Origin of the sequence: Dyella amyloliquefaciens (genome assembly GCF_004296575.1) — a bacterium.
GTDB lineage: Bacteria > Pseudomonadota > Gammaproteobacteria > Xanthomonadales > Rhodanobacteraceae > Dyella > Dyella amyloliquefaciens.
In genome coordinates, this window is the sequence record NZ_SAYT01000002.1 from 170,166 (window position 1) to 188,036 (window position 17,871).

6 protein-coding genes are annotated in these 17,871 nt (G+C 63.4%); 5 read left to right on the plus strand and 1 reads right to left on the minus strand.

The window, feature by feature from the left end; all coding sequences use genetic code 11:
* Positions 1-126: 126 nt before the first annotated feature.
* From EPB08_RS05380 to EPB08_RS05395, 4 genes are read left to right on the plus strand one after another with little or no spacing between them, the layout of a single operon-like run.
* Positions 127-1,227 (plus strand): PepSY-associated TM helix domain-containing protein, encoded by a 1,101-nt coding sequence (locus EPB08_RS05380; protein WP_130618058.1) that lies wholly within the window; start codon positions 127-129, stop codon positions 1,225-1,227.
* Positions 1,224-1,862, plus strand: coding sequence for an FMN-binding negative transcriptional regulator (locus EPB08_RS05385; RefSeq protein WP_130618059.1), 639 nt, complete (start codon positions 1,224-1,226; stop codon positions 1,860-1,862). The genes EPB08_RS05380 and EPB08_RS05385 overlap by 4 nt, the downstream gene beginning before the upstream one ends.
* Positions 1,859-3,403, plus strand: coding sequence for an amino acid permease (locus EPB08_RS05390; protein WP_130618060.1), 1,545 nt, complete (start codon positions 1,859-1,861; stop codon positions 3,401-3,403). The genes EPB08_RS05385 and EPB08_RS05390 overlap by 4 nt, the downstream gene beginning before the upstream one ends.
* A gap of 37 nt (positions 3,404-3,440) precedes the next feature.
* On the plus strand, positions 3,441-4,259 hold the full coding sequence (locus EPB08_RS05395; RefSeq protein WP_205746289.1) for a hypothetical protein: 819 nt from the start codon (positions 3,441-3,443) through the stop codon (positions 4,257-4,259).
* A gap of 118 nt (positions 4,260-4,377) precedes the next feature.
* Here the strand turns inward: EPB08_RS05395 and EPB08_RS05400 are convergent, their stop codons facing one another.
* Positions 4,378-5,910: an arylsulfatase gene (locus tag EPB08_RS05400; protein WP_205746290.1), complete on the minus strand. Its 1,533-nt coding sequence runs from the start codon at positions 5,908-5,910 to the stop codon at positions 4,378-4,380.
* A gap of 1,496 nt (positions 5,911-7,406) precedes the next feature.
* Here EPB08_RS05400 and EPB08_RS05405 point away from each other — a divergent pair.
* Positions 7,407-17,816 (plus strand): YDG domain-containing protein, encoded by a 10,410-nt coding sequence (locus tag EPB08_RS05405; protein WP_130618625.1) that lies wholly within the window; start codon positions 7,407-7,409, stop codon positions 17,814-17,816.
* Positions 17,817-17,871 lie beyond the last annotated feature (55 nt).

The following is a 17,871-nucleotide window of genomic DNA, read 5'->3' on the forward strand; positions in this document are numbered from 1 at the left end:
GCGCAGGCACCGTAAAAAAATGGCCCGTTTGCAACGACGAAAGTCCCCAAGTGAGCAGCCTCCGGGGGCCTTTACCACGACATTAGCTGACAGCCTCCCCATGATCGTCACGAAGGCTTCGAGGAAATGTCGCCCTTTCTACGCACCGCGCACAAATACCTGAGCCTTACCTTTGGCCTGCTCTGGTTGCTCCAGGCCGCGACCGGCACGCTGCTGGTCTTTCGCGGGGAAATCGACGACGCCACCCTCGCGGGCCCCAACCAGCCGCTGAAGCCCGCCGTATTCGCGACAGCGGTCGCCAGGCTGGCGGCGGAGCATGCACCATCCGCTCTCACCATCGTCGTCCCCAGCGAAGGCTCGAAGAACCGCTACGACCTGTTGATGGAGGCGCCGGACGGCCGCACCCGCGCGGTGCGCGTCGACGGCGAAGGCCAACTGGTCGTGGATCGTCCGCGCGATCACGATTACCCGGCACCGGGCCTGTTCCAGACGGCGCTCGACTTCCACGAAAGCCTGTTCGCCGGCGAGCGTGGCATGTGGTTCATGGGCGTCAGTGGCTTCCTGCTGCTGACCAACATCATTGGCGGCATCATCATCGCGTGGCCCCGGCGCGGGCAGCCGTGGCGCCGCGTATTGCTCCCCGGCACGGCGGGCCCGCTGCCCGTGAAGATGTTCAAATGGCATCGCGCGTTGGGCCTGGTATTCGCGGCAGTCACCGTCGTGACCGTCACCACCGGCGTGCTGCAGGAATACCCGATCGACGACTGGATGGGCGTGCAACGCCCCGAGCCGCCCGCCCGCGAAAGTCACGTACCGTTCGCCGTGCCCTTCGGCGATGCGCTGGCGACTGCGATCGCGCGCTATCCGGGCACGCCGATTGCCATGATCGAGATGCCGGCAACGGACCATCCGTGGTACCGGATCCGTTTCCGCCAGGACGGCGATTCACGCCGCGTGTTCGGCTGGACCTCGGTGCTCGTCGATGCGCAGGACGGTCGCGTGCTGCTTGATGTGCCCGCATCCAGGCTGCCGCTCAACAACAAGATCTACAACTCGTTCTACTCCATCCACACCGGCGAATTCTTTGGCATCGGCGGACGTGTCGTCGTGCTGTTCGTCGGCCTCTGGCTGATCACGATGGCCGTGTTCGGCGGGGCACTGTGGTGGGCACGACGCAAATTACGCATGACGACTCGGCAACGCACCCGGACGGTAGAGGCAACATGAGCAGCAACTATTTCAAGGCAATCACCGATACGGACGTGGCCGACCTGGTCACCAAGCACCCGCTGGCCCTGCTTGCCTGTTCGGGCGATGCCGGCCTGCGCGTGACGCCATTGCCGATGCGCATCGAGCGCACCGCTGGCTCGGATATCGTCAGCATGACCGGCCATATGGGGCGTTCCAATCCCCAAGTCGCGGCGCTGCGCGCCAACCCAAGCGCGTCGCTGCTGTTCCTCGGCCCCCACGGCTATGTCTCGCCGTCCTGGCTGACCGACCGCACCCAGGCGCCCACCTGGAACTACGCCTACGCCAACTTCTCCGTGCAGATCGAATTCCTGGACGACGCCGAGAACCTCGAGCGCATCGTTCGCGACCTCGTCGACGCCATGGAAACCGGCCGCGAAAACGCCTGGAGCGTCGATGACATGCAGGCCCGCTATGCCCTGCTCGCCACGCGCATCATCGCCTTCCGCGCGACCGTGACCGGCGTCGAGTCGAAGTTCAAGCTCGGCCAGGACGAACGCGAAGACGTCTATCCGGAAATCATCGCCGGCCTCGGCAACGAAGGTGGCCACGCGGAACTCATCGCGATGATGCAGCTGTTCAATGCACATCGCGGCGGGAACGCCCAGGCATGACCTCCTCCCGCCTGTTCGCGCGCAAGTCGATCGAAACCCTGCAGCGGCAGACCCAGGAAAACGGCATGCGCAAGGTGCTGGGGCCGCTGCAGCTGGTGCTGCTCGGCATCGGCTGCATCGTGGGTGCAGGCATCTACGTGATGATCGGCCCGGCCGCGGCGAGCTATGCCGGCCCGGGCGTGATGATCTCGTTCCTGATCGCCGGCGCGGCATGCTCGCTCACCGCGCTGTGCTACGCCGAACTCGCTGCCGCCGTGCCTGCCGCCGGCTCGTCGTATGCGTATTGCTACGCCGCGATGGGCGAAGTGTACGCATGGACGCTGGGCTGGCTGCTGATGCTGGAATACGGCCTCGCGGGCTCGCTTCTGGCGGTCGGTTTCGCAGGCTATTTCACCAGCCTGCTGGCAAATTTCGGCATTCATCTGCCCGACGCGATTTCGGTTTCCTGGCTGCAGTCGTCGGTGGTCGACGGCCACATCAGTTTCCACCAGACCGGCGGACTCAACCTGGTCGCCGCGGGCGCACTTGCCTGCATCGCCGTCGTACTCGTCCTTGGCGTATCGAAGGCAGCATGGGTGAACACCTTGCTGGTGGCGATCAAGCTCGCCGTACTCGCCTCGTTCGTCGCCATCGGTATCGGTGCGGTCGACGTGCATCACTGGACGCCACTCATCCCCGCCAACGAAGGTGGCTTCACCTACGGCTGGCAAGGCGTGCTGCGCGCGTCGTCCATCCTGTTCTTCGCCTATCTCGGTTTCGAGACGGTCTCCACCGCGGCCGGCGAGACCGCCAATCCGCAGCGAGCAATGCCCATCGGCATTCTCGGCGCACTCGGCGTCAGCACGCTCATCTATATCGTCGTCGCCGCCGTGCTTACCGGCATCGTGCCGTTCCGCGAACTGGGCGTGCCTGATCCGATCGCCGTGGCCGTTGATCGCATTGGCCATCCCGGCTTTGCAGTGATGATCAAGGTGGGCGCCCTGGCCGGCCTCTCCTCCGTGCTGCTGGTCAACGGTTACGGCCACTCGCGCATCTGCTATGCGATGGCGCAGGACGGGCTGTTTCCGCCGGTGTTCGCGCGCCTGAGTTCGCGCTTCCGCACCCCGTGGATCGGCTGCATCCTGGTTTGCGGCATCTCCGCCGTACTGGCCGCACTGTTCCCGCTGTCGATCCTGGGTGACTTCGTAAGCATCGGCACGGCACTCGCCTTCAGCATCGTCGCACTGAGCCTGATGTGGCTGCGCACCACGCGCCCGGATATTCCCCGCCCGTTCCGCGTGCCGCTGGGTGGTTTCCGTGTTGGCAAGGTGTGGATCGGCTATATCCCCACTGCGGCGATCATACTTTGTGTCGCCATGGTGCTTCCGATCACGCTCGACATCATCGAGTCGGCGCGACGCGGCAATATCCTGCCCGCCAGCATTCTCGGTGGCTACGCCTGCCTGGGTGCCTTCATCTACTTTTCTTTCGGTGCGAAAGGTGCGCGACGCGTCCGGTCTGCCGCCCTGGAAGAAGACTCGTGTCCGGCACCGGGCGCCTGACCGCGCTGGTCCGATACGAATTACAGCGACTTTGACCATGCCTTTGCTTGCCGCGCCCATGTCGTCGACGCGACGATTCATCCCGCTCATCGCCCTGGCGTGCGCGCCCTTGATCGGGCTGTATGCACGCACTGCCCACGCCGACCTGACCGATGAAATCCAGGTCTATGACGACAGCATCAACAAGCGCGGCCAGGTCGGGCTGGAGCTTCACCTGAACACCACGGTGGACGGTCGCTCCACGCCGGAATGGCCTGGTGAAATCACTCCGAACCATGGTTTCCGCACCACCATGGAGTGGTCCTACGGCCTCACCGACACGCTGGAAGCCGGCCTGTATCTCCCGATCGTGCATGACAGCACCGGGAGCACCTACTTTCCCGGTCCGCGCTTCCGGCTGAAGTGGATTCCGCAGCGTCCCGAAGAGGGAAGCTCGGGCATCTTCTACGGCCTCAATGTCGAAGTATCCGCCGTCAACGAACGGTTCGAGCAAGGCCGTCCCGCGGTGGAGATTCGCCCCATCGTCGGCTATCGCAGCCCGTTATGGCTGGTGTCGTTCAATCCGGTGATCGATGAGACGTATCGTTCCCGCCATGTCAGCGACAGGCCGGACTTCAATCCCGGCCTCAAGATCGCGCGAACCGTGGCGAAGGACACCGCGCTAGGCCTGGAGTACTACAACGACTTCGGCTCCGTCGGAAACTTCGAACCTCCGCACAAGCAGGACCAGCAGCTGTTTGCCGCCATCGATGTCACTGGCGGCCCGCTTCCCTTCAACTTCGGCATCGGCCACGGCCTCAACGGCGCAAGCGACAAGCTGACCCTCAAGGCCATTTTCGAAGTCCCGCTGGACTGAGCCCCGCTGTTCCAGTGACGGCGTGAGGCCGCCAACTACCGGGCTCCACGGATCGTCCGTTTCCAAAAGAAAAAGGCACAGGGAGCAATCCCTGTGCCTTTTTGTAGCCAAGTGGCGATCAGTTGCTGCTGCCGTTCGGGTTCTGCAGCTTCTGCATGGCGCCGTCGATGGCTTTCTTCATGCTCAAGGTGTCGGAACCCTGACTTGGTGGAAAGTCCTGCAAGCTCTTCAGATGAGCGGCGAGGAAAGGTACCGCCGCTGTTGGCGCCCACAACTTCTGGGCGACAAACTTGCGACCCTCGTACTGGTACTCCTCGGAGTCAGGCGTGACTTTTTCCATCGGATCCATCAGCAGATTCACGATGTAGGGAACGCTGGGGAAGGACTTTTCGTCGAACCAGCTTCCGTGGTGCTTTACGCCGATGTGCATCTTCCATCCATCGACACGAACCGCCATGAGATCGGTTTCGTCGTAGTAGAACAGTTCTCGCCTCGCCGACTTGTCGGTCTTGCCGGTCCAATAGTCGAGATTGTTATAGCCATCCAGGTGCACTTTGTACTTCGTGCCGTTCATGGTGTAACCCTTGAGCAGGTCATCCTTCAGATTGGGAAGACCTGCAGCGGCTGCCAGCGTGACATAGGTGTCTTCGTGACTCTGTATGCCATTGCCTTCGCGGCCGGCGGGAATGTGACCCGGCCACTTGACCAGCATCGGCACGCGCAGGCCGCCCTCCCAGGTCGTGCCTTTCTCGCCGCGGAACGGTGCCGTTCCTCCATCCGGATAGAACATGTACTCGTTGCCGTTATCGGTGCTGTAGATGACGATGGTGTTGCCTTCGACGCCAAGATCCTTGATCTTCTGCAGGATCTTTCCGACCAGTTCGTCATGCTCAAGCATGCGGGCGCGAACCACATCCTCTTCCGCTCTCCCCTCGTCCACGGCCATCTGCACGTACTTCGGATTGGGATGCGACCAGACATGGATGGCCGTCGAGTTGTACCAGATGAAGAACGGCTTATCTCCCTTGCCGACCTTGTCCATGTACTTCAACGTTTCGTCGGTCACTTCCTGATCGATGGTCTCCATGCGCTTGCGCGTCAGCGGCCCCGTGTCGACGATCTTCTGCTTGCCCACCCGCCCAAACTTGGGATCGTTGGTCGGATCGTCCGTATCCGTGGCCCAGGTATGCAGCACGCCGCGCGGACCATACTTGTCCTTGTAGGCGGGGTTCTTCTGGCCGGGATAGTCCAGTTGCTCGGGCTCCTCTTCGGCATTGAGGTGGTAGAGGTTGCCGAACCACTCGTCAAAACCATGCGCGGTCGGCAGGAACTCGTTGCGGTCACCCAGGTGGTTCTTGCCGAACTGAGCGGTGGCGTAGCCCACTGACTTGAGCACCTCCGCGATGGTCGGATCGCTCTTCTGTATACCGCGCGTCGATCCGGGAATGCCGATGGTGGTCATGCCGGTACGAATCGGCAGCTGGCCCATCGCAAACGCAGCGCGACCGGCCGTACAACTGGGCTGACCATACTGATCAGTAAAGATCATGCCCTCCCTGGCGATGGAATCGATGTTTGGCGTGTGACCCATCATTCCGTGCGTGTAGGCGCCGACATTCCACATGCCGATATCGTCACCCCAGATCACCACGATATTGGGTCGCTTCCCGTTGTTTGCGGGATTGTTTGCGACAGCCGGGAGAGGAGGCGGTGTCACTGCATTGACCGGCTCGGGGACCACGGGCTCGCCAGTTGGAATACTGGGAGCGCTCGCCCCGGTGGTACTGGCTTGGCCGGACCCAATGCCCTGGCCGGATTGAGAACAACCGATGATTCCACCCATCATGACCAGGCTGGCGAGCAACAGCGGGCCAACCGAGGACACAAGCCTCGATCTCTTACTTTTCATAACGCGACCTCCAGACATGAATTCGCTCTTGCGAACGCCCGTTGATTTGCCCCTGATGTCGCCATCTCAAACCCGACTCATCGCTCATCGCGAACGCCGCAGATGGGAAGCTTGCTTGGTTCTTGCGACCGATGATGGTGGCCGCAAGAAATTGAAACCAGCGAAGAAGTACCAATGCTTGCTACGTAGATCTACGGGCAAGGACCTGCCATGGATCCCTTGGATGAACCCAAAGAGGCCCGCCATGCGTCTAAGAACGGACCTCTCCCGAGTTAGCCGTAAGCGAGTGCCCGCAGCCGGCCGGAGCCAGAGAGATTTTCAGACCCCATCGGAATTGATGTTCTTGCAGAAAGTCGACCAGCTCTAGCCTTCAGCCCGCTCGGGCGGAAGCAAGTGCTTCACAGCACAGGACGAACAGTGAGGTCATTCCGTGCACTCGATAGGCCGCCGTCTGTTCGGCAACCTGTACAGCCTTGTATGGATGAAGTGAAACGAAATCGTCTCGTGCTATCGGAGACCGACAGCGAGGAGCGCGCACCTTTTCAACGATCCCCTGCTTCAGTCCGCTGCCGATCCATGAGAACGCAGCGACTTCAAAGTTTGCAGAAGTCCATGCGACTCGAGTTGGTTTGTGCGCCCAACCGCGGCAGGCCGTTCACCCTTTCACGATAAAAGCACAACAGCTCCGCGCCATGGCTTGAAAGAGGCAACGCGGGCGACAGTTTCCCGTAGGTATTTTTGCGGTAGCGAGAATTTCAACGGTGGCACATGCTCCCAACGCACGCATGAACATGCGTTCGCGCAAGGGATCCTGCTTCGTCTTCATCGCCCCTGCGAAGACTACAGACGCCCAGAAGTCGGGAGGTAACACGTGCATGGTTTCGTGCAGGAGGGTGCCCCGCGACAGACTGCACCCCTCAAGACAGCACGACCATTGAAGAGGAGCGCACGGCGCGCTGCCTTGAGTCGGATGTCAGAACCTTCCCCATTCTTGGCATGCGCACCCTCCGCCAACCCTCCCACATCGCGCGCACACGGGCGCCATGCAAACCATCGACAGAGGTCATCATGAGAGCGAATCCACTCGTCTCCATGCCGACCGCCATGGCTCGCGGCGCCGTTCCCACGCCGCGAGATAGATCGTCCGAAGCCAGGCCGTAGCCCAAGGCCGCGAGGCTTTCTTCACTCGCCGGCGATTCCAGGACTTGCGGCTTCGGTCTTTCAGAGGTGCAAACACCATGAATCGGATTTATCGCCTGTGCTGGAATCGAGCCCTTCGCCAGTGGGTTGTTGCATCGGAACTGGCGCGCGATCGATCCGCCTCATCCACCGGCACCTCGTGCCGCAGGCACCGGCGGATACTGGAGCTGTCACTGCTCGCCAGTGCATTGGCCATGGCTGGTGTCGCGCAAGCCGCCAACGGCCCCTCTGGCGGCCAGGTCATTGCGGGTAGCGGCAGCATCCAGCAGGCCGGCCTCATCACCACCATCCAGCAGAACAGCCCCACCCTGCAGCTGAACTGGCAGAGCTTCAATATCGGTGCCGACGAAACCGTCAACTTCGTGCAGCCAGGCCGCAGTGCGATTGCGGTCAATCGCGTCTTCAGCAACAACCCAAGCGACATCTTTGGACGTCTGAATGCAAACGGCCAGGTGTGGCTTATCAATCCCAACGGCGTCCTGTTCGGACAGAGCGCGCAGGTCAACGTGGGTGGACTCGTCGCATCCACGCTCGATCCGGGTGCCGATAGCCTGACCGGCAACCAGCACACCTTCAGCGGCTCCGGTACCGGACGCGTGGTCAACCAGGGTGTGATCCAGGCGGCTTCCGGTGGCTACGTCGCCCTGGTGGGCAACCAGGTATCCAACCAGGGTGTGATCAGCGCGCGGCTCGGTTCCGTCGCACTGGCCGGTGGCAGCGCGGTCACCCTCACCTTCGACGATGTGAGGCTCGTGCGCGTGCAGGTCGACCGCAGCACGCTCAACAACCTTGCCGAGAATCACCAGCTGATCGTTGCCGATGGTGGTCAGGTGGTCATGACGGCCGGCGCCAAGGATTCACTGCTCGCCAGCGTCGTGAACAACACGGGCAAGGTGCGCGCGCAAACCGTGGAGAACCACAACGGCACCATCACGCTGCTGGGCGGCATGACGGCAGGCCAGGTCAACGTGGGCGGCCAACTGGATGCCAGCGCGCCGAACGGAGGCAGTGGCGGCTCCATCGAAACCTCGGCGGCCCACTTCAAGCTGGCGCCCGATGCACAGATTTCCGCCGCGGCTCCGCATGGTCGCGCGGGCACCTGGCTGGTCGACCCCACCGATCTCACCATCGACAGCGCCGCTGCCACCACCATCTCCACCACGCTCAATGGCGGCACCAATGTCGTCGAGCAGACCACGGCAAACGGCGCCTCTGGTGCGGGCGTGCAGAGCCCGGGCAATGGCGACATCACCGTGGCCGCGCCCATCAGCTGGAGCAATGCTGCCGCCAGCCTGACGCTTGATGCGTACAACGCCATCAACGTCAACGCAGCGATCAGCGGCGCCGGCGAGATCAACATGTTCGCACGCGCGGCCAACCTGACGATCGGGTCGGGCGCCTCCGTGGTGGGTGGCGCGGGCGTCACTCTCGTTACCGCAGGCAATTTCATCAACAACGGCGGGGCCAGTGCGGTGAGCACAGGCACATCGGCACCGTGGCTGATCTACTCGAGCAATCCCACTCGCAACACGACGGGAGGACTCACTCCGTCGTTCATCCAATACAACGCCCCTTACCCCGATGCACCCGCTGGCAGCGGCAACGGCTTCCTTTACAGCCTCGCGCCCACGGTGACGCTTACCAGCCTCACCGGCACGGTGAGCAAAGTGTACGACGGCACCACGACCGCCATCCTTACCGGCGCCAACCTGCAGACGTCCGGCCTGGTCAATGGTGATCAGGTGACGCGCGCGATCGGCACCTATGCGACGGCAAACGCGGGCACCGGCCTGGTGGTGAGTTCACCCACTTCGATCGCCAACGTCACCTTTTTCGACGCGACGGGCACCATTCCCGTCTACGGCTACAAGGGCACCGGCCAGACCAGCGCCGCGATCGGCACCATCACCAGGGCGCCGCTCACGGCCAGCATCGTCAATGACCCGACCAAGGTTTACGACGGCACCACCAGCGCCACGCTCACATCAAGCAACTACAGCTTCAGCGGATTCGTGGCGGGCCAGGGTGCCACGGTCAACCAGGCCAGCTCAGTGAGCTACGCCACACCCGATGCCGGCAGCGGCATCGCGATGAGCGCCAGTTTCACGCCGACGAACTTCGTCGCCAACAGCGGCACCAGCCTCTCCAACTACATCCTGCCCACCACGGCGACCGGAACGGGCACGATCGACCAGGCGCCCCTGCTCGTCAGCGGACTGACCACGTCGGACAAGGTTTATGACGGCACACGCACGGCATCGCTGAGCACCAGCGGCGCCACGCTGTTCGGACTGATCAGCACCGACGCCGGACAGGTCACGCTCGGCACGACGGGCGCCAGCGCGGCGTTCGTGTCACCCAACGCGGGCACCAACATCCAGGTCATCGCCAGCGGCTTCACGCTCAGTGGCGGCAAGGCGGCCAATTATTTCCTGCAGCCGGCCGGCTACCTGGAGGCGGACATCACGCTCAGGCCGCTGACCGTAACCGGCGTCACCGCCAACAACAAGGTGTACGACGGCAACACCTCCGCCACGCTCAACGTGGGCAGCGCCGGCATCAGCGGCCTGGTGGCCTCGGACGAGGGCAACGTCACGCTATCGACCACCGGCAGCACCGGCACCTTCAGCCAGTCCAATGTGGGCAACAACCTGGCGGTGTCGGTCAACGGCTTCACCCTGAGCGGCTCGGCCGCCAGCAATTACAGCGTGAGCAGCCTCGCCGGGATCACTGCGAACATCACGCCCGCGCCGCTGACCATCGACTTCCAGGGCAGCCCGACCAAGATCTACGACGGCACCACGGCCGTCGCCCTGAACCAGTCCAACTACACGATCTCGGGATTCGTGGCCGGCCAGGGCGCCACCATCACGCAGGTTACCGGCGGCTACGCCACGCAGCACGCGGGCACCAACATCCCGGTGACAGCCACGCTGACGGCATCGGACTTCAGTCCGGATGCCGGCACGTCGATGTCGAACTACAGCTTCCCCGCCAGCCTGACCAGCGCGACGGGCATCATCCAGCCGCAACCCATCCAGGTCGACATCGTCAACAACCCGAGCAAGGTGTACGACGGCAACGATGTCGCCACGCTGGGCCCGGGCAACTACACGGTGACAGGCACCATTCCGGGCGAGCAGATCACTCTCAGCCCGGTACCGACCACCGGCACCTACGCCTCGTCCAACGTCGGCTTCTGGAACGTCACCACGTCGCTTTCGACGGGCAACTTCACGGCCGGCCCCAACACGCTGCTGAGCGATTACCTGTTACCGACCACCGCGACCGGCATGGGCACGATCTACAAGGCGCCGATCGACGGCAATTTCACGGTGTCCATTACCGGCAACCCGTCGAAGGTCTACGACGGCAACACCATCGCCATCATCGCTGCGGGCGATTTCACCCTATCGGGTTTTGCGCCGGGCCAGGGCGCTACCGTCAACCAGACCGTCACCGGCGACTACGCCAGCAAGAACGCGGGCTCGCAGCCGGTGCACGCGACGATGCTGGAATCGTATTTCACGCCTGATCCCGGGACGGACCTCAACAACTACAGCTTCCCGGTGGATGCCTACGGCACCGGCACCATTATCCCCGCGCCGCTCACCGCCACCATCATCAACAACCCCACCAAGATCTATAACGGCACCGCCGACGCCTGCGTGACCTGTTATCAATTCCAGATCGACGGCTTCGTGACTGGCGAGGGCGCCACCATCACGCCGACGACCCGATTCAGCTACTCCAGCGCCAATGCCGGCCACTGGACCGTCAGCGGCTCGCTCGTACCGAGCAACTTCACCGCCGACAGCGGAACGCTGCTGACCAACTACGACCTGCCGACATCCGCCGCCGGCCCGGGCAGCATCCTCCAGGCGCCGCTGTACATCATCAACGCGTACGCCAACAACAAGATCTATGACACGACCACGGCAGCGACGCTCAACGTGGCCAGCGCGGCGCTTTCCGGTCTGGTGGCGGGCGACGAGGGCAACGTCACCCTCAACACCAGCACCACGGGCACCTTCGCGCAGTCGAACGTGGGCAACGGCATCGCCGTAAGCGCCAGCGGCTTCAGCATCTCGGGGAGTGCCTCAGCCAATTACCTGCTGCAGCCAATCAGCGGGCTGGCCGCGAATATCACCCCTGCCCCGCTCACCATCATCGGCGCCGATGCGAACGACAAGGTCTACGACGGCACCACCACGGCCACCATCAATACCAGCGGGGCATCCCTGTCCGGCGTGCTCGGCAACGATGACGTGACGCTCAACGTCGCGGGCGGCACCGGCAATTTCATCACCGCCAACGTAGGCAACAGCCTGCTCGTCAACAGCAGCGGCTTCACCATCGGCGGCGCGCAGGCCGGCAACTATTCGGTATCGCAGCCGTACGGGTTGACGGCCAACATCACACCCAGGCCGCTGACGGTGAGCATCACCGGCAATCCGATCAAGGCGTACGACGGCACCACCTCGGTTTCGCTCGCACCCAGCGACTACACCATCAGCGGTCTCGTCAGCGGCCAGAGCGCCACCATCAACGGCTCGACCAGCAGTGCCTATCTGTCGCCCAATGTCGGCACCAACATCGGCTTGACGGCCACGCTGGAACCGTCGAACTTCACCTCGCCGCTCGGCACCAATCTGTCCAACTACCTGCTGCCCACGACGGCCACCGGGCCGCTGGGAGAGATCACGGCCGCCATCATCACGCTCACCGGCACTCGCGTGTATGACGCCACCACCCATGCCGACGCCAGCGTGTTTTCCGTCAACGACCTCGTCAACGGCGTCAATGGCCAGACGCTCGGCCTGTCCGGCGTCGGCACGCTGTCGAGCAAGAACGTCGGCGTGCAGGTGCCGCTCAGCAGCCTGGGCACGCTGGCGTTGAGCGACGGCACGGGCCTGGCCAGCAACTACCAGCTGGACGTGGCTGCCAACGACTGGGTCACCATCACCAAGGCCGACCTGACCGTGTTGAACACGGTGGCCCACAGCAAGGTGTACGACGGCAACCGCGACGCCGCCCTGACCGGTGCGACGCTCAATGGCGTGCTGCTCAACGACGTCGTCACGCTGGGTAACGACACCGTCGGTACGTTCGACACCAAGAACGTGGGCACCAACAAGCCTGTCGCCACCAGCATGACGATCTCCGGCACCGATGCGGGCAACTACAACCTGATCCAACCTACCGGCCTGGTGGCTGACATTACGAAACTGGGCGTCACGGTAAGCGTCACCGGCATCGACAAGATGTACGACGGCACGAATGCGGCGCAGGTCAACTACCTGTCCATTCCGGACCTGATCGCCGGCGACAACGTGAGCTACACCGCCGGTTCGTCCACCTTCTCCCAGTCGGACGTAGGCACCAATCTCCCGGTGACGGTAACCGGCATTGCGTTGACCGGTGCGGATGCAGGCAATTACACCCTGCTCAACGACAGCGCCACCACCACGGCCAACATTCTTGCGCGCATCCTCAACCTGACGGCCAGCCGCATCTACGACACCACCAACATCGCCAACGCCGCGCTGTTCGGCAGCAGCGGCGTACTCAACGGCGTGACCGTCAACGGCGTCACCGAAACGCTCACGCTGTCGGGCAGCGGCACCGTGGCCGACAAGAACATTGGCAACCAGAAAGCCATGAACGTGAGTGGCTTCACCCTCACCGGCACCGGCGGTGGTGCCAAGGCCACCAACTACACGCTGGTCGGCGGCACCGACTGGCTGACGATCACCCCGGCGGACCTGTACGTGCTCAACACGGTGGCAGCCAGCAAGGTGTACGACGGCAACACCAATGCCGCACTGAGCGGCGCGACCCTGAGCGGTGTGCTCAGTGGCGACACGGTAACGCTCGGCGACGACACGTTGGGCCAGTTCGACAACAAGAACGTCGGCAACAACAAGCCGGTAACCACCAGCATGTCGATCGGCGGCACCGACGCCGGCAACTACACGCTTCACCAGCCGACGGACTTGACTGCCAACATCACGCCACTGATCGTCACGGCCACGGTGACCGCCACCGGCAACAACAAGGTGTACGACGGCACCACGAACGCCACCGTCAACCTGAGCAGCAGTGATGTGCTGTCGGGCGATACGGTCGTCTTCAGCTACGGCTCGGCCACGTTCGTGACGAAGAACGTGGGCAACGGCATCCTGATCAATGTCGCCGACATCACGGAAAGCGGCGCCGACGCGGGCAACTACGTCTTCCAGAACAACACGGCCACTGCCACCGCCAACATCACCCCCTACATACTCAAGCTGACCGGAACGCGCGTTTACGACGCCGGACCTGACGCCAACGCCAACCTGTTTGGCAACAGCGGCGTACTCAACGGCGTGACCGTCGATGGCACCACCGAAACGCTCGCTCTTTCGGGCAGTGGCGTCCTGGTCTCCAAGAACGTCGGCACGGAAGCCTTCTCCAGCCTGGGCACGCTTACCCTGGCGGACGGCAGCGGCGGTGGCCTGGCCACCAACTACCAGCTCGATGCGCCGGCGAACAATGCCGTCACCATTAAGCCTTATAACCTGACCGTCACCGGCACCACCTCGGTGCCCAAGGTCTATGACGCCACGACCAACGCCACGCTGCAGGGCTCCGCCCTGGTGGGCGTGTTCTCCGGCGACACGGTCACCCTGGGCAACGACACCAGCGGAACCTTCGACAACAAGAACGTCGGCACCGGCAAGACAGTCACCCCCGGCACCATGACCATCAGCGGCGCGGACGCGGCCAACTACACGCTAAGCCAGCCCTCCGCGCTCACCGACGGCATCATTACGCCCCTGGCGATTACGGTTGACGCCACGGCACAGAACAAGGTGTACGACACGACCACCACCGCGACGGCGAACGTCAGCTCGACCGGCGTGTTGACCGGCGACCAGCTCACCCTCAGCTACGGCACGGCCAATTTCGCCACGCCGAATGTCGGCAACGGCATCCAGGTCACAGTCAACGGCATCAGCGGCGCCGGCGCCGACCTTGGCAACTACACGTTCAACACCACGGCGACCACGGCCGCCAATATCACGCCGTACATTCTCAGCCTCAACGGCGCTCGCACATACGACGCCACCGTCAATGCGGATGCCTCGGTGTTCGGCTCCATCACCGGCCTCGACGGCCAGACCCTGAGCCTGTCCGGCTCGGGCACGCTGGTGTCCAAGAATGTCGGCAAGCAGGCACTGGCCAGCCTGGGCACGCTTGCGCTGGGCAACGGCACGGGCCTGGCCGCCAACTACCAGCTGGCTGTGCCGGCCAACGACTTCGTCACCATCAACCCACTGGCCATCACGGTGCAAGCCACCGGCCAGGACAAGGTCTACGACGGCAACAGCAACGCCACCGTCACGCTGGGAAGCAGTGGTGTGCTCGGCGGCGACGTCGTCAACTTCGCCTACGGCTCCGCCCTGTTCAACAACCCGAATGTCGGCAACAACAAGCCGGTCAACGTGAGCGGCATCAACGCGACAGGCACCGACGCCGGCAACTACACCTTCAACACCACCGCTGTCACGAGCGCCAACATCACGCCGTATCTTCTGATGTTGCAGGGGACCCGTGTCTACGACGGCACGGCCAACGCGGCGGCCAGCCTGTTCGGCAACAACGGCGTACTCACCGGCGTCAACGGCGAGACGATCACGCTGTCGGGCACCGGCACGCTGGCGAGCAAGAACGTCAGCAACGCGCAGCCGTTCGCCACCAACGGACTCGCGGGCTACACACTGACAGGCAACAACGGCGCATTGGCCAGCAACTACACGCTGGGCACGGGCGTCGGCGACTGGGTGGCGATTACCCGCAAGGCACTCACGGTCACGGCCGTCGGCCAGGACAAGGTCTACGACGGCACCACCGCCGCGCAGCTCAGCAGCTTTACCGTCAACGGCCTGGTCGCGGGTGACAGCGCATCGCTGGTCTACACCAATGCCGCCTTCACCCAGGCCAACGCGGGCAACAACATTCCGATTACCGTCAGCGGCATTGGCGGAAGCGGCAGCGATATCAACAACTACACCTTCCCCAGCTCGGTCACCACCAGCGCCAACATCACTGCGTACATCCTCAGCCTGACCGGTGCACGTGTATACAACGGCACGCCCTATGCCGCCGCAAACCTGTTCGGCAACAACGGCGTGCTCACTGGCGTCAATGGCGAAACACTAACGCTTGGCGGTAGCGGCACCCTGATGGACAAGAACGTCGGCGTGCAGAAACCGTTTGCAGCCGGGGGCCTGGCGGGCTTTACGCTGACCGGCAACAACGGCGCGCTGGCAAGCAACTACACGCTCGACGGCGGCATCGACTGGGTGACCATCACGCCACTGGCCATCACCCTTTCCGTCACCGCACAGGACAAGGTGTACGACGGCACCACGGCGGCCCAGGCCGCCCTGCTGACACCCAGCGGGCTGATTGCCGGCGACACGGTGGACTTCAACTTCACCGCCGCCAACTTCGCCAGCAAGGACGTGGGCAACAACAAGCTGGTCACCGTCACCGGCATCAGCGACAGCGGCGCCGACGCGGCGAACTACAGCTTCAACAATATCGCCACCACCACCGCCAACATCACGCCGTTCATCCTGGATCTCACGGGCCGACGCATCTACGACGGCACGGCGACCGCCAATGCCAGTCTGTTCGGCAACCAGGGCGTACTTACCGGCGCCGACGGCGAAACCCTGACCCTCAGCGGCAGCGGCACCCTGGTCGACAAGAATGTGGGTCAGCAGAAGTCGTTTGCGCCGCTGGGCCTCAATGGCTTCAGCCTCACCGGAAACAACGGCGCACTGGCCAGCAACTACACGTTCGCAGGTGGCACTGACTGGGTCACCATCACGCCCAAGCCTATCCTGGTGACCGCGAGTGTTGCGGACAAGACCTACGACGGGACCACCGCGGCAACGCTGCTTGGCCTGAGCAACGGCGGCATCATTGCCGGCGACGACGTCACCATCAGCTATACGTCCGCCGAGTTCGTCTCTCCCAATGCCGGCGACCGCGTCCCGATCATCGTCGATGGCATCAGCCTCACCGGCACGGACGCAGGCAACTATATCTACCCGTCCATCGTGCCAACGGCCGCGGACATCTTCCCGTTCGTGCTCAACCTGACCGGCACGCGCACCTACGATGGCAGCAACATTGCCGCCGCATCGCTGTTTGGCACCCAGGGCGTATTGGCGGGCGTCCATGGCGAAACGCTGACCCTTGGCGGCAGCGGCACGCTGTCCGACAAGAACGTGGGCTTCCGCAAGTCCTTTGCCTCGAATGGCCTGGCCGGCTTCACGCTCACTGGCAACGGCAGCACCCTGGCCAGCAACTACACGCTGACAGGCGGCACGGACTGGGTGACCATTACCCGCCTGCCCATCAACGTTGGCGCCAGCGCGAGTGACAAGACCTACGACGGCAACACGACCGCCACGGTAAGCCTCGGCAGCAACGGCGTGCTTGCCGGCGACAACGTGAGTTTCAGCGACAGCTCGGCCAACTTCGATAGCAAGGATGCGGGCACCGGCAAGCAAGTGACGGTGGATGGCATCAGCGCCAGCGGCGCCGATGCAGGCAACTACACGTTCAACAACACCGCCGTCACCCAGGCCAACATCAACCCGGTCATCCTCAACCTCACCGGCACCCGCGTCTACGATGCCACGACGCTTGCGTCCGCGAGCCTGTTCGGCAACAGCGGCGTGCTGACCGGCGTCAACGGCGAAACGCTCACGCTCGGCGGTAGCGGCGTCCTCACCGACAAGAACGTGGGCAACCAAAAGGCGTTCGCGCCCAATGGTCTTGCCGGCTTCACGCTCACCGGCAATGGCAACGCCCTTGCGAGTAACTACACGCTGGCCGGCGGATTCGATTGGGTCACGGTGACGCCCGCCACGCTGACCGTCACCGGCACGCAGACCACCGACCGTCCTTATGACGGCACCACCCTCGACAGCCTTTCCGGTGCGACGCTCGCCGGCATCCTGGGCAGCGACGATGTCGTGCTCGGCAATGACGCGACCGGCCTGTTCAACGACCCGAATGTCGGCAACGACAAACCCGTGAACACCAGCATGACGATCAGCGGTGCCGACGCGGGCAACTACGTGCTGGTGCAGCCGACCGGCCTGACGGCAGACATCACCCAGCCGATCGGACCACCGACGCCTCCGCTTCCCAATCCGTTCCCGTTCGGCTTCCTGGCGGCCCTGCAATCGCCGATGGCCCACAACGAGATCGACACGCCTTACGGCACCGCGCGGGACAACGCGACCGGCGCGTACACCGGAAACCAGAAGCTGGAGGCCGATCACCCGCTGGAGCGGAACCGTATCCGTTCGGACTTCCATCCGGGCCTGCCTTTGCAGGTGGTTGACGGCGGCGTGCGCCTGCCATCGAACAAGTCGCCATGACCCGCCACACCGCCTCTCATCGACGCGCCCCCATGGGCAACCACAGGCTTGCGCT